This is a genomic window from Lentilactobacillus hilgardii DSM 20176 = ATCC 8290 (genome assembly GCF_000159315.1).
Classification (GTDB): Bacteria; Bacillota; Bacilli; order Lactobacillales; family Lactobacillaceae; genus Lentilactobacillus; species Lentilactobacillus hilgardii.
Genome location: NZ_GG669992.1, coordinates 559,828 through 580,154, shown reverse-complemented (window position 1 = coordinate 580,154; position 20,327 = coordinate 559,828). Strand labels below are relative to the sequence as shown.

Annotated in this window: 17 protein-coding genes; 8 read left to right on the top strand and 9 right to left on the bottom strand. The window is 40.6% G+C overall.

From position 1 onward, the window contains the following. Positions 1–8: 8 nt before the first annotated feature. The 3 genes from HMPREF0519_RS02650 to HMPREF0519_RS02640 all read left to right on the top strand — a co-directional run bounded on the left by HMPREF0519_RS02650 (position 9) and on the right by HMPREF0519_RS02640 (position 2,893). Entirely contained in the window at positions 9–1,349 is a 1,341-nt protein-coding gene (locus HMPREF0519_RS02650) for an ammonium transporter (protein WP_003557235.1), read from the top strand. 103 nt (positions 1,350–1,452) lie between these two features. Then, positions 1,453–1,929 (top strand): 8-oxo-dGTP diphosphatase, encoded by a 477-nt coding sequence (locus HMPREF0519_RS02645; protein ID WP_003557233.1) that lies wholly within the window; start codon positions 1,453–1,455, stop codon positions 1,927–1,929. A 76-nt stretch (positions 1,930–2,005) separates the two neighbouring features. Next, positions 2,006–2,893 carry a diacylglycerol/lipid kinase family protein gene (locus HMPREF0519_RS02640; protein ID WP_040472634.1) on the top strand — a complete coding sequence of 296 codons (888 nt, stop codon included), beginning with the start codon at positions 2,006–2,008 and terminating at the stop codon, positions 2,891–2,893. Positions 2,894–3,109: 216 nt separating this feature from the next. Here the strand turns inward: HMPREF0519_RS02640 and HMPREF0519_RS02635 are convergent, their stop codons facing one another. From HMPREF0519_RS02635 to HMPREF0519_RS02615, 5 genes are all read right to left on the bottom strand, one after another. Next, a complete protein-coding gene (locus HMPREF0519_RS02635) occupies positions 3,110–4,531 on the bottom strand; it encodes an NAD-dependent succinate-semialdehyde dehydrogenase (RefSeq protein WP_003634401.1) in 1,422 nt (473 codons plus the stop codon). Between the two features lie 318 nt (positions 4,532–4,849). Beyond that, positions 4,850–6,205 carry an MFS transporter gene (locus HMPREF0519_RS02630; protein WP_003634399.1) on the bottom strand — a complete coding sequence of 452 codons (1,356 nt, stop codon included), beginning with the start codon at positions 6,203–6,205 and terminating at the stop codon, positions 4,850–4,852. Positions 6,206–6,351: 146 nt separating this feature from the next. Continuing rightward, on the bottom strand, positions 6,352–6,801 hold the full coding sequence (locus tag HMPREF0519_RS02625) for a universal stress protein (RefSeq protein ID WP_003551696.1): 450 nt from the start codon (positions 6,799–6,801) through the stop codon (positions 6,352–6,354). 29 nt (positions 6,802–6,830) lie between these two features. Then, a complete protein-coding gene (locus tag HMPREF0519_RS02620) occupies positions 6,831–8,429 on the bottom strand; it encodes an Nramp family divalent metal transporter (RefSeq protein WP_003551694.1) in 1,599 nt (532 codons plus the stop codon). A 186-nt stretch (positions 8,430–8,615) separates the two neighbouring features. Further along, on the bottom strand, positions 8,616–9,080 hold the full coding sequence (locus HMPREF0519_RS02615) for a winged helix DNA-binding protein (protein ID WP_003551692.1): 465 nt from the start codon (positions 9,078–9,080) through the stop codon (positions 8,616–8,618). Between the two features lie 119 nt (positions 9,081–9,199). Here HMPREF0519_RS02615 and HMPREF0519_RS02610 point away from each other — a divergent pair, with 119 nt between their 5' ends. Continuing rightward, positions 9,200–9,790 (top strand): NAD(P)H-dependent oxidoreductase, encoded by a 591-nt coding sequence (locus tag HMPREF0519_RS02610; RefSeq protein WP_003634396.1) that lies wholly within the window; start codon positions 9,200–9,202, stop codon positions 9,788–9,790. An 87-nt stretch (positions 9,791–9,877) separates the two neighbouring features. Further along, positions 9,878–10,717: a tyrosine-protein phosphatase gene (locus HMPREF0519_RS02605; RefSeq protein ID WP_003634394.1), complete on the top strand. Its 840-nt coding sequence runs from the start codon at positions 9,878–9,880 to the stop codon at positions 10,715–10,717. Between the two features lie 36 nt (positions 10,718–10,753). Here HMPREF0519_RS02605 and HMPREF0519_RS02600 read toward each other — a convergent pair whose 3' ends face one another. Then, the gene (locus tag HMPREF0519_RS02600; protein WP_003634392.1) at positions 10,754–11,647 is read right to left on the bottom strand and encodes a helix-turn-helix domain-containing protein; all 894 of its coding nucleotides are present in this window, start codon (positions 11,645–11,647) and stop codon (positions 10,754–10,756) included. A gap of 543 nt (positions 11,648–12,190) precedes the next feature. Here HMPREF0519_RS02600 and HMPREF0519_RS02595 point away from each other — a divergent pair. From HMPREF0519_RS02595 to epsC, 3 genes are read left to right on the top strand one after another with little or no spacing between them, the layout of a single operon-like run. After that, on the top strand, positions 12,191–13,102 hold the full coding sequence (locus HMPREF0519_RS02595; protein WP_003634390.1) for a PLP-dependent cysteine synthase family protein: 912 nt from the start codon (positions 12,191–12,193) through the stop codon (positions 13,100–13,102). Between the two features lie 29 nt (positions 13,103–13,131). Next, entirely contained in the window at positions 13,132–14,316 is a 1,185-nt protein-coding gene (locus tag HMPREF0519_RS02590) for a trans-sulfuration enzyme family protein (protein ID WP_003557213.1), read from the top strand. Further along, positions 14,282–14,842, top strand: a complete 561-nt coding sequence (epsC, locus tag HMPREF0519_RS02585) for a serine O-acetyltransferase EpsC (RefSeq protein ID WP_003634388.1) — start codon at positions 14,282–14,284, stop codon at positions 14,840–14,842. Before HMPREF0519_RS02590 ends, epsC begins: the two co-directional genes overlap by 35 nt. Before the next feature lie 85 nt (positions 14,843–14,927). Here epsC and icd read toward each other — a convergent pair whose 3' ends face one another. The 3 genes from icd to acnA are packed head-to-tail and all read right to left on the bottom strand — an operon-like array spanning position 14,928 to position 19,971. Next, on the bottom strand, positions 14,928–16,217 hold the full coding sequence (gene icd / locus HMPREF0519_RS02580) for an NADP-dependent isocitrate dehydrogenase (protein WP_003557209.1): 1,290 nt from the start codon (positions 16,215–16,217) through the stop codon (positions 14,928–14,930). Continuing rightward, positions 16,210–17,313, bottom strand: coding sequence for a citrate/2-methylcitrate synthase (locus HMPREF0519_RS02575; protein WP_003634385.1), 1,104 nt, complete (start codon positions 17,311–17,313; stop codon positions 16,210–16,212). Before HMPREF0519_RS02575 ends, icd begins: the two co-directional genes overlap by 8 nt. 24 nt (positions 17,314–17,337) lie before the next feature. Beyond that, positions 17,338–19,971, bottom strand: a complete 2,634-nt coding sequence (acnA, locus tag HMPREF0519_RS02570; RefSeq protein ID WP_003634383.1) for an aconitate hydratase AcnA — start codon at positions 19,969–19,971, stop codon at positions 17,338–17,340. Positions 19,972–20,327: the final 356 nt, after the last annotated feature.

The following is a 20,327-nucleotide window of genomic DNA, read 5'->3' as shown; positions in this document are numbered from 1 at the left end:
GCGATGTTATGAATGCTGCTAATACTTCATTTATGATTCTGTCTAGTATTTTGGTCTTATTCATGACACCCGGGCTGGCTTTCTTCTACGGCGGCCTGGTGTCAAAACGAAACGTTGTCAACACGATGTTATCTGTATTCGTCATGACTGGAGTCGCAATTGTCCTCTGGATCATGGTTGGCTACAGTTTATCATTTGAAGGAGATATTCACGGGATCGTCGGAACGTTAGATAATTTCTTTATGAACGGTGTTAAATTGGGAACCTTAACCGCAACTAAAATCCCAACCGGAATCTTTTCCGTTTTTGAAATGATGTTTGCCATTATTACACCGGCTTTATTCGTTGGAGCGGTTGTTGGTCGAATCAAGTTTAACTTCTTACTGGTTTTCCTAATTCTCTGGTCAATCTTAATTTACTACCCAATGGTTCACTTGGTTTGGAGTCCTAATGGTCTTCTAGCCGGACTTGGTACATTGGACTTCGCCGGTGGAACCGTTGTTCATATTAACGCCGGTATTACCGCCTTTGTTCTATCAGCCTTTCTTGGTAAACGAATCAAATTCGGCGATAGGCCTCACACCCACTACAATTTACCATGGGTTTTGCTCGGAACAGCCATTCTTTGGATTGGTTGGTATGGCTTTAATGCCGGTTCAGCACTTGGAGTTGATAACATTGCTGCTCAAGCAACGATTACCACAACCATGTCAACCGGTACCGCAATGGTTACCTGGATGATTTTGGATATGATTATTTCCGGAAAGCCAACCTTGGTTGGTGTTTGTACCGGTACCCTTTGTGGACTGGTTGGTATTACACCTGCCTGTGGCTTCGTAACGATTGCCGGCTCATTTTGGATCGGCATGTTCTCAACCTTTGCCAGCTACTTCTTCGTTAACTACCTCAAAGACAGAATCGGTGTTGATGACGCCCTCGATGCCTTTGGATGCCATGGTGTTAGCGGAATTGTCGGCAGTATCTTTACCGGTTTGTTTGCTACAAAGGCAGTTAACCCAATCGTGTCCCACAACGGCCTTTTCTATGGTGGCGGTTGGCATCAATTAGGCATCCAGGTATTTGCCACCCTTGTCACCATCGTCTTTGTATCAATCGCCGCAACCATTATTATTAAAGTACTTGGATTAATCATGCCGATGCGTGTTGATCGCAAGGAAGAGGAAATTGGACTTGATAAAGGTGAACACGGTGAGGAGGCCGATTACACCGTTGATATCAGTAATGATATGGATGCTTATCAATCCGATATGAATATGTATGCTAAGGAATTCAGAGGCCAAATGGCAGGTTTGAATTCACCGAAAACACCCGGTCCCAGAGACCATTGACAGAAAAATAACTAACATCGCCAAAAAGTTAATAAGAACTGCTTTTGAAGTCTGCTATACTGATTTCAAAAGCAGTTTTTTGATATTAAGGAAGCGAGATAAAATGACTTATTCACGTTCAGAGCATGTTGAATTGGTAAACATGTGTATGATTTATAACCCGGAAACAAAAGAAGTGCTGGTTGAAGATAAAACAGACGTCGCCTGGAAATTTGGTCATACTTTCCCAGGCGGTCATGTTGAAAGAAATGAAAGTCTTTATGACGCAATGGTCCGGGAGGTCTACGAAGAGACCGGCTTAACCATTACCCAGCTGGAATCTTGCGGTACTGTTGAATGGTTTAATCAAGATCCCCTTTACCGGCGATTGGGTTTTCTATACAAGACAAGCCATTTTTCCGGAACGTTGAAGCAAAGCAGCGAAGGCAAAATCTATTGGATGCCATTGGCGGATCTCAACGAGAACAACACTGCCGAAAGCTTTATGACATTTTTAAAAATATTTACCGAGCCGACTACTGTGGATGCCACTTCAAAAATCATGAACGGCTCTTTATCGATAATCCCCAAAGAAGCATGAGAGAAGACAATAGGATATAATACGGGTGTTCCCTATTAGGAAAGCGGATTCGACATTTAAGAAGGAGGCCCGGATCATGCAAAATTATCTGATTATTTATAATGGAACAGCCGGCAAATCCGATAACGAAACGATTGCAAAAAAGGCACAGCAAGTGTTGCATCAGGCGGGGAAAAATGTTGATCTTGCAGCAACCAGCTCTGAAAAAGATGCCATTAAACAGGCTAAAGCATCAACCAGTCGTTATGATTGTTTGGTGACAATTGGCGGTGACGGTTCTATTAACACTGCCTGTTCAGGCTTTCTTAAAGCTGGGCAATCAATTCCTTTGGGTATCATCCCCGGTGGCACCGTTAATAATTTCGCCAGAGCATTGAAGATCCCTCTCAGTACAGACAAGGCCATTCAAAATTTAATTGATGGCTCTCCTGCAAAAGTTGATCTTGCAACCATTGGTGATACACCAATGGTTAGCAGCTTAACGCTGGGACGATTGGCAGATATTTCTAAAAATGTAAAACAGGACGAGAGGCGAAAATTTGGCACGATGATTTACCTTTTTAAAGGAATTAAAGAACTGTTTACAAACCGTTCCTATAAATTAAAAATTGATGCAAACGGGACCATTGAAACATTGCGCGCCCAGATCTTACTCATCACCACAACTAATTCCGTCGGTGGGTATGTTGCCTTTAACCCGGATGCAACATATGACGATGATTACCTACACGTCTTTCTTCTAAAGAAATTCACGCTCCCCAAAATAATGACCTACGGTGCCTTTTTCCTTTCAGGAAACCTAAAGAATGCCAGGGGCGTTAAGTATATAAAGTGCCAACAGATTCGAATCGAAAACTTATCTTCCAGAAAGATCAAAACTCGAATTGACGGTGATCCAGCAATGGCTTTACCGATTACCGTGAAGGTAAAAGCAGATTTTTTGAAAATACTATTGCCTAAATAGGCAGAATAAAAAGATCGACCGACAGTTCAAACTTGTCGATCGATCTTTTTGTTAAAGAGAATGAGATCAGTCATTAATACTTAATAACTGTAAAGTTGGTATTGCCATATCGAAAAGAGTCATCAGTTTGACGCCAATGTGAGAAGTCCGGTATCGTAGACGAATTGTTCTCAAAACAATACAAAAACATCATGTTAAGATTTTATCATCAATCCATTATTCAGGATCTGTTGCCACAAGACCACCAGCCAAATTACCCAAATCTGGTTTGTCTGTTTTAACGATTAATTGTTCGTTAACAAATGCCATTTGACCAATGTGGCTCATTTCACGGCCATAGCCTGACAACTTGACACCACCAAATGGTAATTCTGGTAAGGTTGCCATGAAGTTGTTAACAAAGACCATTCCGGTTTCGATTTGACCGGCAACTTCTGCACCGTGATCGGCGTCACCTGAAAATACAATGCCACCTAAGCCGTAAGGGGAATCATTAGCAATATCGATTGCTTCTTGTTCACTATGAACCTTATAAACAGAAGCAATTGGGCCAAACAATTCAGTCTTAAATGCTGGATTATCTTTATCGATATCAGTCAAAATTGTCGGCATGAAGAATTGACCTGGTAAGTCAATATGTTCATTACCATAAGCAACTTTTGCACCGTGAGCAATCGCATCATCAAGTTGGCTTTGCAGTTTATTTTTAGCTTTTTCAGTATTCATCGGTGCTAAAGTCGTTGCAGGATCCATTGGATCTCCCGGCTTAACAGCAGCAAAATGTTTCTTCAATGAATCCAAGAACTCGTCATAGACATTGTCCATAACAATGAATCGTTTGGAAGAGGTACATACTTGTCCACAGTTATAAAGACGTGCACGCCATGCAATGTCATTAACCGCATCCATGTCAGCATCACCTAAAACAACAAATGGATCCATACCGCCAAGTTCCATTGTGTTTTTCTTGAGGTTCTTTCCGGCAGCACCGGCAACAGCTGTCCCACCACGTTCAGAACCGGTTAAAGCAACGCCTTGGACACGAGGGTCTTCAATCGCTTCTGTAACTTGATCATATGATAAGAACAAATTAGTCAATGAACCCTTTGGAGCACCTGCTTCAGCTACAACATCGGCAAACATCTGAGCAGATGTTGGTGTATTAGCAGCATGCTTCAGAATCATAGGATTACCTACCATAAAGTTTGGTGCAAATACACGCATAATCTGATAATAAGGGAAGTTCCAAGGCTCGACCATCATAATCACACCGGTTGATTGATGACGAATTTCCGCCTCACCGGTCGCAATGGTATCAATCTTTTCGGATTTCAATAAGTCTTCACCATGATCGGCAAACCAGTCAGCAATAATTGCAACTAGTTCAACTTCGCCCTTTGATTCACGGTAAAGTTTTCCCATATCTACCGTACAAGCTTTTGCTAATTCATCTGAATGTTCACGTAATTTTGCCGCAACATTATGAAGAATCTTAGCACGCTCTGAAATCGGTTGCTTACGCATTGTCTTGTATAAGTCATGTCCTGTTGCAAGTGCTTCCTGCAATTGATCTTCTGTTGCATTAGGATATTCCTTCACGACTTCATTGTTGTAAGGATTAACAGTTTTGTATGCCATAATATGCTTCCTCCTAAATATAGACTTCTCAAACGTCTCACAATCTCAGACAGTCACTCATGCATAGGTTTAACTGTCTATGTATTATCACGTGATAAACATTTATGCGTCTACTAGAAGAATAGCACATTTTGAAAGTGGTTACAATAAATTACTTTGTGATTTCCAAAAGTGAGTACATAGTCAACTGTAGCCTAAAATGTTTTGTGAAAATGTTTTACATTCACAAAACAAAAGTAACTAAAAAAGGCACAGTATCAATACTGTGCCTTTAAAAATTATTCATTATTTTATAATTTTATCCAGTTTTGGAAATAATTATCTTGCCTCTGCGACCCGTTCAGCAGTCGTATCCTTAATCATCAATGCCAACCCCATTGCGGCAATTTCCATTACCAAGAATGTTGCAAATACTGCATTAAAGTTACCATTTCCAAGAATAACCGTTGCTAACACAATTGCAGTAGATCCAAGAATCTGTCGAAAGGTTGCAATAATCGACGAACCGTGAGGAATTAACTCATTTGTTAATGAATTAGCTCCTAATGTTGTCGCAGGCATCATTGCAAACGCATTTCCGGCTTCAATTATCATTGAACAAATAATGGCAACCCAAACGCTCTTTAAACCAGAAAGAAGCAGTAACATCCCCCATCCGACAATAAACAAGCCAAAACCAATTGTAATAACCGGTTTGAATCCTATCCTATCGGCCAATTGACCACTTCTGCGATTTAGCCATGAAAGAAGCGCAGCAGCCGGGACCAATGCCATTCCTGACCAAAACGGTGTCATTCTAAGAACTTGTTGATAATAAAGCGGCATGATAATCGTCACTGTAATTAAAGACATGTAAGAAAGTGAAGTCAGTGCAACTCCCAGGTCAAAATTGCCAATTTTTAAAATGTCCAAGCGCAATAAGGGTTCTGGCATTTTCAACTGACGGCGAACAAATAGATACAGCAGAATCATTGAAACACCCAAAATAATCCAATTAAGATAACTTCCACTTGTCATATGAGAAATTTCGTTAATAAAATACAACAATCCAATAATTCCCAATGACATAAAGACTGAAACAAAATCAAAGTTGGTTGATTTTAATTTTAATGGACTTACAACCGTTTTCAAAGCCAATATGAAAACAGCCGACAATACAACCAAGAAGAAAGCAAAAATTGCCTGCCAATTCATCACTTGTAAAATAACTCCCGAGATAATTGGGCCAACAGCAAGTGCTGATCCCATAACCAGTCCAACTGTTCCCATGACACTACCTCGTTTATTTTGTGGTGTAATCTCCAAAATAATGGACTGGTATGAAGGAAAAAGTACCCCGACACTAAATCCTTCCATCAATCGCCCAACCATCATTATTGGGAAATTCGGTGCAAAAATAACAATTAACGTTCCAACCACAAAATTAACTAATAAAGTAAGATACAATGGTTTGAATTTAAAGTTATCCATTAACCATGGTGACAGCGGCATTACTACGGACATAATCAACATAAATCCCGTCGTTAACCAAGCCACCGTGCTGGCCGGCAAATTAAAATACCGCATAAATGTTGGATAAGCCGTCGAAAGCGATGATTGACTAATCGACATCGTAAAAGTACCTAATAGTAACGTTGCCACAAACCATTTTCGGCTTTTTTCTGTAAGTTCCATCTAAATCCATCCCCTAGTATCTACGGTAAAATATGTAAAAGAGAGCCGGTACAAATATTAATTGCACTTAGCTCCCTTCAGTTTTATCGTATATTCAATTCATTTCAATTGTATTCTTGAAAGTAACGAGTTGCATCAATTTAGTTCTAACGAACAACCATTACTGAAATTGGTGCATATTTTGCCATATAGGCTGCCTGTGATCCAAAATACTTTCGAACACCCTTTTTCGAAAGTGAACCAACAATGAGTAAGTCGGCCTTAACAGCAGGAATCACCTTTTTAACGATTGTTTCGCCGGGATCTCCTTCTTCGACAACCGTATCAACAGTCTTAACACCGGAACGTAATGCTAAATCTCGATATTCCTTTAGATGGGCAACTAATTCTTTTCGCTCACCATGAACATAATCTTTGCTGAGCGCCTGATAAACATTCATTTCTTCATTTTCAAGAATTGAAGCGATGACCAACGATGCACCCGACAGACGAGCTTCAGAAACTGCATACCTAAAAGCTAATTGAGCATCAGGTGAGTCATCAACACCTACTAAAATTCGTTTAAATTTTGTGTGTGGAGAATTCTCATTATCCATTTGATGTATACCCTCCGATAACTTTAAAGTTAATTTTCACTCTTACTTTCATCATAATGCTCTTCGGTCGTTTCAAACCGTTTTGGCATCTTATTTCTGCTTGACCACATATCATAAATGGTCCAAATAAGAAGTAAGATAATGCCAGCAATAATAACGTAAGCAATCGTATGAGCTAATGATAACTCACTTGCAGAAGGATTGTTACCAAAGAAACTGGCAATATTATCCGGAAGTCCTTTCATGTTTAAGAAAGTTAAACCTAAAACAGAAATCCAGCCAAGAATCTTAACCCACATTGTATTTTTAAACCGGTCTCCCATTTCCTTAGGATTATCAGTCATCATTAACAATGGCAGCATTGAGAAAGGCAGTGCAAAGGCTAAGAAGACTTGAGAGTTATTCATCAGTGTGTTTAAGGCCTCGTGTTGTTGAATAGCCGTTTGACCACTTGTCATGGCAACACAAATCAGAACAGGAATAACTGAAATCAAACGGGTTACCAATCGACGAAGCCAAAGAGGCATCTTCATATGAATAAACCCTTCCATGATAACCTGACCAGTTAAGGTACCGGTAATAGTTGAATTTTGACCTGAAGCCAACAATGCAACAGCGAATAGGACTGACAAGATACCAGATTTTGCAACGGCAATCAGTAAACCATTACTTAACATTGAACTATTAGACAAAGCTTGAAACAATCCAAAGAATGATGGATCCTTTACAGCGCCTGTCTTAAATACCGCAACACCCATAATTAACAGTAATGAATTGACAACAAAGGCAAATGATAATTGAATGTTGGAATCCCATGTTGTGAAACGAACTGTTCGGGCAACATCTTCCTGATCGCTGTGATCAACTTTTCGTGTTTGAGAAACAGCAGAATGCAGGTATAAATTATGGGGCATAACCGTGGCACCAATAATTCCAAGAGCACCGGTCAAAGGTGTTGATCCGTTAACGTGATCCGTACCGGAAAATGTTTGACCGGTTGGAATCAAGCCTTTAAAAATAGCACCGAAATCCGGATTGGAAAGTGCAACTTCATACACGAAGATGAAAAGAATAACCAAAATCAAGCAAACAACGATTGCTTCGATTTTTCTAAAACCAACCTTGGTTAATAATAGCAAAAGCAAAACGTCAAAAACCGTTATAAATACGGCATAAACAAGTGGTATGTGGAATAGAAGATAAAGGGCAATCGCAGCACCAATAACTTCCGCAATATCAGTTGCCATAATAGCTAATTCAGTTAGTATCCATAAAACATACCCAAGCGTTTTACTGGTTCTGGCTCGAATTGCCTGGGCTAAATCCATCTGTGACACAATACCCAGTTTAGCCGCCATGTATTGAAGCAACATCGCAATTAAACTCGACATTAAGATAACAGACATGAGTAGGTACTCGAAATTTTGACCACCAGTAATTGAAGTTGACCAGTTGCCGGGATCCATATATCCAACGGCAACTAATGCACCAGGCCCCGAATACATAAACAACGTTTTCCAGAATCCTCGGCCCTTCGGAACTTCAATTGTTCCATTAATTTCTTCCAATGAAGGTCCATTTGCATAGTGAATCAAATGTTGCTTCTTCGGAGCTTTATCTTTTACCATTTTTCATAGGTACCTCCTTTTAATTTCAAATCCAATACTACCATAATCTAATCTAAAGTAAATATGAATTTAGGAGTACCTAACTTAATAATTGTAAGTGTGTAAAACAGAATTCGTTAATTAACGCTGATGAAACCGCTTATCATATTAGTAAAAAAATAGTCAAAAATTAGTACTTACTTAATTTCACTCTCGCATTTGATTAACGTTACGCAAAAAATCGTTAATTGTTTTTAACTCATCTTTCGAAAAATCCATAGCCAATTGTTGGATTTTCTGATTCATTTTTTGATGGTACTCCATGTGAAGCCGGTTTGCTTTCTTGCCATCGTCGGTTAAGCTAACGTACGTATCTTTACGATTATCAGGCTTATGTTTTTTTATGATCAGGTTTACTTTGGATAATTTTGCAATGATCTTCGAAACGGCTCCTTGGGTTAAAGGCAATTTAGAAACAATTTCTGAGATTCTAACATCCTCCTGACCAATGGCTTGAATGACATGTAAATCGTTTATTGTCACGTTTTTGATCACAGGCTCCGGCAAAACGTTTGAGTCTTTAATGACTGTTAAAATCCGTTGATCAACATCCTTGCTGCGAAAAATGGTTAATTCATTTTGAATATCGTTAAGTAGCTTTTGCTTTTTCATTTTTAAATTCCTCGGAATGCATTTGACATTTTATTTTTAATGCTTATACTGATTATATTCCTTGGAATGAAAAATAAAAAGTGAAACTTACACATGTTAATAAAGAAGGTTATTAAACAATGAAAACAGTTATTATTTTCGACCATCCCTATACCTTGGCGGCTAGTGATAATCAACCCCATTTTCGCAGCTATAGTGCGGCACTGGCCAAAGCGACAATCAATCGCTTAAAAGAAATGGATCAGGAAGTCGTTGTGATTGATTTGCACGCAGATCATTTTGATCCCGTCATGCACCAAAACGACCCTTCCAATTGGCGCAAAAAACAATCCATCAATTCTCAGGTGGATCAATACTTCGAACGATTATCATCAGCCGACCATCTTATTTTTATCTTTCCGATCTGGTGGGAAGTTATGCCAGCTATGACAAAAGGCTTTATCGATAAGGTTTTCAGTAAAAATCGATTAGTATCTTCCCATCCCCGCATTGTTTTACCAAAGAATCCAACAATTAAATTTTTTACTGTCTCCGGAACTCCGACACTGCTATACCGTTTGAAATATGGAAACCCAATTGAAAAGGCCTTCTCACGGGGTACCTTTAAAAAGCTCGGTTTAAAGAAGGTTAATTGGTATAATTTTAATGCGGAGGATCAATCTGCAGCAAAGCGGGAAAAGGCATTGAAAACAATCGGAAAGTATTTGTAATTCCTGTTATGATTAGGTTAAAGATTTTAGAAAGAAGCGACAAACATTATTTTTAAAAGGGACCTGTTCATACTTGCTGGTTTTGCAATGATGACCATCAATTCTGTCAATCAGTCCCAGGTTTATGCTAAATCCCGATCCATTCACGGTACCCCTGTTCAACTCCACGGGACTTCAAACACGTTTGATCTTGGTGGCATTAAAGCCAAAAATGGCATGACTATCAAACCAAATAGACTGATTCGTTCTGATTCACTTTCTAAGCTCACTTACAAAGACAAATGGCGCTTGGATAAGCAAAGTCACTTACGGGTTGTGATTGATTTTCGCTCTACCGCTGAAATGCATCAAATGCCTGATAAAGAGCTGTCATATGCCGTCATTCATCATCTTAGCGTCATGGCCGATCCCCGTTTTGGTGTGCACAGCCCAAAACAATACGCTGTTCAGTTAGCTCACAGACAGCCAAATAATATGCAGCTGTTTTATAAAAAAATGGTGACCAATCGTCACAGCATCAAAACCTATCAAAAAATGTTCAAATTGTTGTTAAACAACCGTTCAGGCGCCGTGCTTTACCACTGTACTCACGGAAAAGATCGAACAGGAATTGCAACAATGTTAATCCTATCCAGTTTAGGAGTCCCCAAAAAGGCAATTTTTCAGAACTATCTTCAATCAAATCAAGCATTAAGGTCCTTTAATAAGATTGAACAGCATCAAATAAAAAGAATAACGCATAACCGTCGCACACTACTAAACCTAAAACGTTCCCAAATGGCAAGCAGATCGTATTTAAGAGCCGCTTATTCAGCAATTGATCATCAATCGGGCTCAGTTAAAAACTATTTGAAACACAAAATGAAATTATCAAACAGTGCTATTTCAACTTTGCGCAAAGACTATTTAACAAAACACCAGCCTTAGTTTTTATCTTTCGAGGAACGACCAAAGCTGATGTTTTTATTTAGTTTTATATTGATTTTGATACCGCTCAATTCTCGAAATCAGCTTTTGATTACCGTTAAATTTGGCAAAGGCGTAAGCGTCTCGAATTGTTTCATTGATGATAGCCTGTTTAACATGTTGTCCCTCAAAATTACGGGCAAGTCGAAACTGGGCCCGAGCCACATAAAAAGTGACGTGTCGCTTGGAACTCATATGAATTAAAGATTGCAACAGCATATTTCCGGTCACAAAATCTTCTCGATACGAATAATAGTTACCGGTGTAAAACAACATTGTTAGTGTTTTCCAAACATCATCCACGCCATACATCCGTTGACTTTGAAGCTGTTGAGGCATCTTTGAAAAATAAAAATCTGCCCGTTCAAAATTTTTTCCATGCTCGTAAGCAATTCCCAGACCAACATACGCCAATTGAGAAAAGATTGTCTGATGTTCTTCATCTAATCCATTTAAAATCTGATCAAAACAAAAAACGGCATCACTTGTCGGATAATCACTAAGTGCAAATAAATATCCCTTAATAAACAAATATTCCATTTTTGTATCATCGTCATCCATTTGATCCATTGAAATATCAGAGAGTGTTGCTGCAACATCTTCATATTCCATCGTGATTAAATTAAACTCCGCCTGATGAAGTTTCTCCAACAATTTGGAATCCCGATCAACAGGACCAGGAAAGATATCACTCAGCGATAGTCCTAGTCTTTGGCACAGTTGAGTTAAAATTTTTGTTGAAATCATCTTCCCGCCATTTTCAAACTTACTAATGGTTGCCTGCGTACAAATTCCTTTTGCCAGTTCGCTTTGAGAAAAGCCAAGTTCTTTTCTTCGGGCAATAAACTTTTGAATATCCATAACGAATCCCTTCCAAATATGCTGTTCCATGCGTTCTTTAAGTTAAATTCAGTTTACTTAAACTTTGATAATATATCAAGTTTTTATATATCATGTCGTAAGTTTTTGGAATATCAATAATCACTTCTGTTTATTATTTTAATTCCTTGCTAGCATATTTATTCTTACTTAACCTCGCCTAAACATAGTCTGCTTATGAGATGTTCATTAAAGCAGCCGCCCTGCTCTCACCGTTTTTTCACTTTTCCTCTCAAAAACGGTTGACTTCCACCACGGAATTAGGTATATTGATGACAACAAAATTTCGGAGGTGTCATTATGAATCAATCAATGTTTAATGCGATTAATTGTTGCTGTCGAACAACGCGTTTTTGGCGATGTTCGGCCTGTTAGCATTGACATTTTTTGAGGAATAATGACCTTAAAGAGTTCAATGTCCACTTGGCTGGAGTTGAACTAAGGGCGCGAAAATTCTGGATTTCAGAATTTCGCGCCCTTTTTATATCAAAAAAAGTCATCCTTCCTAAAACCGACAGGTAAACAATCGTATCATCATTCAGAAAGGAACTCACCATGATAATCAATTCGGTTTCACAACTTATAGGGCACACACCATTAATTGATCTTCAAATTGATGTGCCTAACCACAGCCATATTTATGCCAAACTGGAAATGTTTAATCCGGGTGGCAGCATCAAAGACCGCCTCGGCCAGTATATGATTCAAGATGCCATTAACCAAGGCAATGTCACTGAGGGACTAACCACCATTATCGAACCTACTGCCAGTAATACCGGTATCGGTGTTGCCCTTGCCGCACAACAACATCACTTGCCAACCATCCTAGTCATACCGGAAAAGTTTAGTTTTGAAAAGCAACAATTGATGAAAGCACTTGGAGCAAAACTCATCAACACCCCCAGTAATCAGGGTATCAGGGGTGCTATAAAAAAAGCTTATGAACTCCAAAAGCAAACACCAAATAGTTTTGTTCCAATGCAATTTGAGAATCCTGCAAACCCCGACACTTACTACCACACACTGGCTCCGGAGTTAATTGAAGCCATTGACGGCCCGATCGACGCATTCGTTGCCGGTGCAGGCAGCGGTGGTACCTTTGCCGGAATTGCCCGTTATTTAAAAGAACAAAATGACAACACCCAAACCATTGTTGTCGAACCGGAAGGATCCATTTTAAACGGTGGACCGGCTCATTCCCATCAAACAGAGGGCATCGGTGTAGAATTTATCCCGCCATTCTTTGAGAAAGTTCAAATCGACCAAACTTTAACAATTCCTGATTCCGATGCTTTTAACCAAGTTAAAGAAATTGCTCAACACCAAGGCTTATTCATTGGTAGTTCCAGTGGAGCCGCATTAGCAGCAAGCTTAAAAGTAGCTTCTCAATTGCCCAAAGACAGCACGATTGTCACTGTTTTCCCAGATAGCAGCGAACGTTATATGAGTGAAAATATTTACGATTAAAAACAAAAAATAGAAAGAGGTAACTCATTATGGAATTTGATACAAAATTAATTCATGGCGGCATCAGCGAAGACGAAAACACAGGCGCAGTTTCAGTTCCGATTTACATGGCATCAACTTTCCATCAACAAAAAATCGGTGAGAATAAATACGAATATTCCCGGTCAGGAAACCCTACTCGGGAAGCGGTTGAAAAATTAATTGCCGAACTCGAAGGCGGCACAGCAGGATTCGCTTTTGCCTCAGGCTCATCAGCAATCGACACAGTCTTCTCAATGTTCTCTGCAGGAGACCATTTTGTTATCGGTAACGATGTCTATGGTGGTACCTTTCGGCTAATTGACGCAGTTTTAAAACGATTTGGCATGACGTTTACAGTCGTTGACACGCGTGATTTAAACGCCGTTGAACAGGCTATTACACCTGATACCAAAGCTATTTACCTGGAAACCCCAACAAATCCTTTGCTGAGGGTCACTGATATCCAAGCAGTTGCCAACATTGCGAAGGAGCATGGCATCTTAAGCATCATTGATAACACGTTCTCCTCACCGTACGTACAACGACCACTTGAGCAGGGCGTTGATATCGTCCTTCACAGTGCCTCTAAATATTTGGGAGGCCACAGTGACGTGATTGCCGGTTTGGTCGTCACCAAAGATGAAAAATTAGGTGAAAAAATCGGTTATTTGCAAAATGCTATTGGTGGCATTTTGGCACCACAAGAAAGCTGGTTGCTTCAACGCGGCATCAAAACACTCTCCTTGCGAATGCGTGCTCATTTGGCTAATGCGGAAGCAGTTTTCAACTACCTTTCCAATCAACCACTTGTAAGCAAAATTTACTATCCGGGAGATCCCGACAACCCCGATTATGAAGTTGCCAAGAAACAAATGCACGGCTTTGGTGCCATGATTTCGTTTGAACTTCAAGACGGCCTTGATCCAAAACAATTCGTTGAACAGCTTCACGTGATCACTTTGGCTGAAAGCTTGGGTGCCCTTGAGAGCTTAATTGAAATTCCTGCCTTAATGACTCATGGTTCGATCCCACGTGATATCCGACTGAAAAACGGTATCAAAGATGAATTGATTCGCCTTTCCGTTGGCGTTGAAGATCAAAAAGACCTGTTGGACGATTTGGAACGCGGATTCAACCAGCTTAAGGGGAGAAAAAATAATGTTTCAAACAGCAAGGTCCATTCTGAAGCGTGATCCGGCAGCCCATAGTCTTTTAGAAGTCCTTTTAACCTATCCCGGAATTCGCGCACTATTCTGGTATCGAATGGCGCACTTTCTTGCCTTTCATCGGCTTTATACACTTGCCGGATTATTGAGCCAACATGCTGCTAAGGTCACCGGTATCACCATTTCTCCAGAAGCCCAAATCGGTAAACGTGTCTTTATCGATCATGGAACAGGCGTTGTGATTGGTGCAACTGCAATCATCGAAGACGACGTCACAATCCTGCATGGTGTCACGTTGGGAGCCAGAAGAGCTGTTGAAGGCCGACGGCATCCCTATGTCAAACGGGGAGCTTTCATTGGTGCCAACGCCCAACTATTAGGTGCAATTACGATTGGTTCTTCAAGCAAGGTCGGTGCCGGCGCAATTGTCTTAAAAGATGTTGCTGATCAAACAACTGTTGTCGGCAATCCTGCCAAAAGAGTCAAAAGGCCTGAAGCAAAGGTCATCAGTGTCACTTTTACAGAATTAAATGCAGGAACTAAACATAAGTAAAAACAAAAGCATCTTGAAAATTTTCTATTTGGGAGTAGAAAATCTTCAAGATGTTTTTTCGTAACTAATTTATAGAGGCAACTGCTCAGTTAACCTCGGTCTTTTGAGGGGCTTCTTCAATTAATTGTGCCACATACTCGCCAAACCCACTGGTGCTCAAAACTGTTGCATCAGGCGTTTTAGCAAAATCAACCGTTACATGATGCGACTTAATTGCCCGTTTAATCCCAATTCGAATCAAATTGGAAACATCATCCCAACCCAGATAGTCAAACATCATTGCACCAGATAAAATGATTGAAGTCGGGTTCAACTTATTTTGCCCGGCAAATTGAGGTGCCGTTCCATGGGTTGCTTCAAAAATGGCATGACCGGTTTGATAATTAATGTTCCCACCAGGTGCAATGCCAATACCGCCAACTTGGGCTGCCAGGGCATCTGAAATATAATCACCGTTTAGGTTCATTGTCGCAACCACTTCAAAATGCTCTGGATGAAGTAATGCCTGTTGGAAAAAATTATCAGTGATGACATCATTTACAATCAGTTTTTGTTCGTCTCGCGCAGTTTGATAAGCCTGGTCGGCAGCTTTTTCTCCCTGATCCGCTTTGATTTGATTGTATTGATTCCAAGTAAAAACTTTGTCTCCGTACTTTTCAGCAGCCTCATATCCCCATTTTTTAAAACCACCCTCAGTTTTTTTCATAATATTACCCTTATGAACCAAGGTCAGGGTATGGCGATTATTTGCAAACGCATAGTCAATAGCTGCATCAACAAGCCGTGTTGAACCCTGCTTTGAAATTGGCTTAATTGCGAAGGCAGACGTGTCAGGAAAACGAACTTTGCTTAATTTATCCTGTTTGGCAAGTAGACTTTTCCATTCCTCAGCGTCTTTGGTGTCAACATCACTTTCAATTCCAGCATAAATATCTTCCGTATTTTCTCTGAAAACATCAATATTAACGTTCTCCGGATGAACAACCGGAGATGGTGTGCCCGGATAATAGGTGACCGGTCGAAAACAAGCATACAGATCCAATTTCTGGCGTAATGTCACATTAATTGAACGATGGCCTATACCAATTGGTGTTGTTAGCGGGCCCTTAATGCCAACCAAGTATTCCCGTAGTGTTGCCAATGTCTTATCCGGCAACCACTGACCGGTTTTCTTATAGGCTGTCTCCCCGGCCAATAACGGTAACCAATTAACCTGCTTTTGACCGTCATATGCTTTCTTGACAGCCGCATCAAACACCGTTTTAGCTGCTTTCCAAATTTCGGGACCAATGCCATCCCCCTCAATAAAGGGAATCGTTGGGTTATTTGGGACTTGAAGCTGACCATTGTTCATTGTCACTTTTTCTTCAGTCAATTGAATTTTCCTCCTTATCGGCGAGGTAATGCCGATTTGTCTGACCAACGTACTCAGACGATGGTCTAATCGGGCACCCCTCCGCCTGTTGTTCGATAATATGAGCCAACCACCCCGCTGTTCGACATGCGGCAAACATCGTTGTGAAGGTCTGCCTATCGAGATTAAAACAATGATAAATCAACGCCGTATAGTAATCAACGTTTGGATGGAGATGCGTTTTTTTGAACATATAGTCTCTAATCCGTTCTTGTAAAACAAAATAGGGATCATTACCCGTTTCATGAGCAATTTTACGGGCAATTTCCCGCAATATGGCTGCCCGTGGATCACCATCTTTGTATACTCGATGTCCAAATCCCATAATTTTCTGTCCACTGGCAATTCGTCGTTCAACGTATTGAACCGGATCCTGTCCCGTTTCACGAATGGTTTCAAGCATTTTAAAAACCTGTTCGTTAGCGCCGCCGTGAAGAGGCCCCTTTAATGCGCAAACGGCTGCGGTTAGACACGAATAGTAATCTGATTTTGTAGACGCAACAACCCGGGCAGTGAACGTTGATGCATTAAATTCGTGATCGGCATGAAGAACCATAACCGTATTAAACATTGAAACCTGTTCAGCTGTTGGCCGTTTCCCTGAAAATAAATAGATAAAGTTTTCAACAACGCCCCAATTCTTACGAGCATGTTTAATGGGTTTATCGTTTCTGATTCGAATAATTGCTGCGATAGCCGTTAACATTTTTGCTAAAATGCGCGGCGGATCATCGCGTTCAACATCATTAGTTGTTCCAAGAAGTGAAACCGTCGTTCTCAAAATGCTCATTGGATGTTGCGGTTCCCTTGCAATCCGGGCCATTAATTGAACGGTTTCATAGGGTAATGCCATTTGTGAAACCAGTAGTTTCCTAAAATCTTTTAATTCATCAGCATTTGGTAATCGTGTATGCCACAGCAGGAATACAACCTCTTCAAACGGCGCGTTTTTCAATTCCTTAATCGGATATCCTGCATATGTCAAAATAGCATTCTTGGTTGAACTGACCTTGGTCTGATCAACAACAACACCAGCTAATCCTTTTGGTAATTCCATTTAGTCACCTCTGAGCATCAAAACTCATCCATTGCTTGTCGTACTTTTGGTAGTTGCCTTATTAGAAACAATCATCGGCATAATGCCGCCATCTTTGTAATACGTCCAATCTACCGGTGTATCAAAGCGAATGATCGTATCAAATTTTGTTTGCCCGCCATCCTTTTTTGCAATTACATGTGCCACTTTGCCATCCAAGGCAATCGAGAAGGTTTCGGTACCGTCTAATCCCAACGACTCTGCGGTTTGACCAGGCTGGTATTGAAGTGGCACGACACCCATCATCGCTAAATTGGCACGGTGAATGCGTTCGAAGCTTTCCGCAATGATTGCTTTGACACCCAACAGTTTGACACCTTTGGCAGCCCAATCACGAGAAGAACCCATACCATAATCCTTACCGGCCAATACCACTAATCCCGTATGATCAGCCTGATACTGTTGTGCCGCTTCAAAAATGGTGGTTTCTTCATTTGTTGGTAAATACCGGGTAAACCCACCTGTCTTATCAGGCGTTAACTGATTTCCCAATCGGATATTTGCCAAAGTCCCACGCATCATAACTTCATGATTTCCACGACGGGAACCATAGGAATTGAAGTCTTTAATTGCAATTCCCTTGGATTTCAAATACCGCCCGGCAGGTGTTTGTGACCCAATGTAGCCAGCTGGAGAAATGTGATCGGTTGTAATCGAATCACCCAGCTTGGCAAGTACCCGAAGACCGGTTAAGTGTTTACTTCCTGCTTCATTATCAAAAAATGGTGGAGACGCAATGTAAGTTGAATCGTCATCCCACTGATACGTTTCCGATTCCGGTGCGGGCAGTGCATCCCAGGTCGCATTTTGATTCAAAATTGATTGATAGTTCTTTTGGAATTCTTTTGGTTTCAAATATTTTTGGCTAAGTTGTGCCACTTCCACATCTTTTGGCCATAAATCTTTCAAATAAACCGGGCTGCCATTCTTGGAAGTCCCGACAGGTTGTGTTGTGAGATCAATATCACAAGTTCCTGCCAGCGCATGGATAACAACGAGAGGTGGAGAGGCCAAATAAGTATCCTTAATGAGTGGGTTGACCCGCCCTTCAAAGTTCCGGTTACCACTTTCAACCGCTGCAATTGGATAAGGATCCTTTGTCAGACGAGTCTGGAGATTCTCTTTTAACTGACCTGAATTTCCAATACAGGTCGTACAACCATATCCAACCAAATTAAATCCGAGCTTGTCCAAATAAGGTTGCAATCCCGAAGCAGCCAAATACTGTGTTACCACTCGAGAACCCGGTGCCAATGATGTTTTGACATAATCGGGAACCTTTAGGCCTAACTCAACAGCTTTTTTGGCAATTAACCCGGCCGCCAACAACACTTGAGGATTGGATGTATTGGTACAACTGGTAATAGCAGCAATCCCCAGAGAACCTACCCGAATGTTGAATTGCTTACCATCAACTTCTACGGGATAGTCAGGCATCTCACGCCGATCATCGAATTGTTTGGGCATATCTTTTAGGTAGACCGTGTCCTGTGGTCGGTTAGGTCCAGCCAAACTGCTTTGAACACTTGCCAAATCAAGCAATTCATCCTCGCTATAATGGCGAACAGCCTTTTCGTTATAGAAAAGATGATTGGCTTTTGCATAATTTTCCACCAGAGCAATTTGTTCGTCAGATCGGTTAGTCAATTTCAAGTAGTTAATTGTTTGTTGATCGATTGGGAAGAATCCGCAAGTAGCACCATATTCCGGTGCCATATTGGCAATGGTTGCCCGATAGGCAAGCGGCAAACTTTGTGTCCCCTCACCATAAAATTCAACAAACTTTCCAACAACATTGTGTTCCCGTAATAGATGCGTCAATGCCAGAGCAAGATCGGTGGCCGTAATACCCTCACCCAATTTACCAGTCAGTTTAACGCCCACTACTTTAGGCATTGGCATATAAGTCGCTTCTCCCAACATACTGGACTCAGCTTCAATGCCACCGACACCCCAACCGAGAACACCCAGCCCATTAATCATGGTTGTGTGAGAATCAGTACCCACTAATGTATCCGGAAAGGCTTCATAACTCCCGTCCGTCAACTGTTTTGCGTGGATAACATCTGCAAGATATTCCAAGTTCACTTGATGAATAATCCCGGTACCGGGTGGGATAACCGTTAGATTTTCAAAACTATTCTGGGCCCATTTTAAAAATGTATAGCGCTCACTGTTTCGTTTAAATTCTTGTTGAATATTATAAGAAAAAGCTTCGTCATTTCCAGAGTGATCAACTTGGACAGAATGATCAATAACCAAGTGGACCGGCACCTCCGGATTAATTGAGCTGACATTCCCGCCTCGCTTGGCAACCGCATCGCGCATCGCTGCCAAATCAACCAACGCTGGGACACCCGTAAAATCTTGAAGAATAACCCGTTCCGGCTGATGAGGAATATCCTTGTCATGCTGGTGATCCCAGTCATTGAATGCCGAAAGAACCTGTTCTCGTTCAGGTTCCCGATCAGCATGTCGCAATGCTTCTTCCAGCAAAATCCGAATGCTGTAGGGAAGCGTTTCAACATCTTGCCCATGATCCCTCAAATATACGTCAATATTGTAAAACCGGTATGAACCGCCCGATAAATTGAGTTGTTGCCGGTACGATTTGTTCATAAAAAGATCCACCGTCCTTCGTAGGTGTCAACGAATCATTAATTTCTTCAATTATAAAAGCCGAATATTTTTCAGTTTCCCCAATTAAATTGTTAACAACTCATCTTATTTTAATGTTAATTTCATGTATATTTAATCTAACCGCAAGAATCGACTGTGTCAAGGTTGATTTGTATTATTATGTACGTTTAAGTGTTGAAATGAAAAGAAATCCATTATTGTGAATTCGGTTTTAAATTGGCATATAAAACAAAAAAGGCATCTAGACCAATTAACGATCCAGATACCTATCAAGTCACTTTTAAATTTTTTCAATACCAGGCTACTTTTTATGAAAAAGGATCACTATTTCTAAG

What these genes read in the sequence shown, in the direction of transcription:
- HMPREF0519_RS02650 (WP_003557235.1), top strand. Translation starts at nt 9, where the DNA reads ATGAATGCTGCTAATACTTCATTTATGATTCTGTCTAGTATTTTGGTC.
- HMPREF0519_RS02645 (WP_003557233.1), top strand. Translation starts at nt 1,453, where the DNA reads ATGACTTATTCACGTTCAGAGCATGTTGAATTGGTAAACATGTGTATG.
- HMPREF0519_RS02640 (WP_040472634.1), top strand. Translation starts at nt 2,006, where the DNA reads ATGCAAAATTATCTGATTATTTATAATGGAACAGCCGGCAAATCCGAT.
- HMPREF0519_RS02635 (WP_003634401.1), bottom strand. Translation starts at nt 4,531, where the DNA reads ATGGCATACAAAACTGTTAATCCTTACAACAATGAAGTCGTGAAGGAA.
- HMPREF0519_RS02630 (WP_003634399.1), bottom strand. Translation starts at nt 6,205, where the DNA reads ATGGAACTTACAGAAAAAAGCCGAAAATGGTTTGTGGCAACGTTACTA.
- HMPREF0519_RS02625 (WP_003551696.1), bottom strand. Translation starts at nt 6,801, where the DNA reads ATGGATAATGAGAATTCTCCACACACAAAATTTAAACGAATTTTAGTA.
- HMPREF0519_RS02620 (WP_003551694.1), bottom strand. Translation starts at nt 8,429, where the DNA reads ATGGTAAAAGATAAAGCTCCGAAGAAGCAACATTTGATTCACTATGCA.
- HMPREF0519_RS02615 (WP_003551692.1), bottom strand. Translation starts at nt 9,080, where the DNA reads ATGAAAAAGCAAAAGCTACTTAACGATATTCAAAATGAATTAACCATT.
- HMPREF0519_RS02610 (WP_003634396.1), top strand. Translation starts at nt 9,200, where the DNA reads ATGAAAACAGTTATTATTTTCGACCATCCCTATACCTTGGCGGCTAGT.
- HMPREF0519_RS02605 (WP_003634394.1), top strand. Translation starts at nt 9,878, where the DNA reads ATGATGACCATCAATTCTGTCAATCAGTCCCAGGTTTATGCTAAATCC.
- HMPREF0519_RS02600 (WP_003634392.1), bottom strand. Translation starts at nt 11,647, where the DNA reads ATGGAACAGCATATTTGGAAGGGATTCGTTATGGATATTCAAAAGTTT.
- HMPREF0519_RS02595 (WP_003634390.1), top strand. Translation starts at nt 12,191, where the DNA reads ATGATAATCAATTCGGTTTCACAACTTATAGGGCACACACCATTAATT.
- HMPREF0519_RS02590 (WP_003557213.1), top strand. Translation starts at nt 13,132, where the DNA reads ATGGAATTTGATACAAAATTAATTCATGGCGGCATCAGCGAAGACGAA.
- epsC (WP_003634388.1), top strand. Translation starts at nt 14,282, where the DNA reads ATGTTTCAAACAGCAAGGTCCATTCTGAAGCGTGATCCGGCAGCCCAT.
- HMPREF0519_RS02575 (WP_003634385.1), bottom strand. Translation starts at nt 17,313, where the DNA reads ATGGAATTACCAAAAGGATTAGCTGGTGTTGTTGTTGATCAGACCAAG.
- acnA (WP_003634383.1), bottom strand. Translation starts at nt 19,971, where the DNA reads ATGAACAAATCGTACCGGCAACAACTCAATTTATCGGGCGGTTCATAC.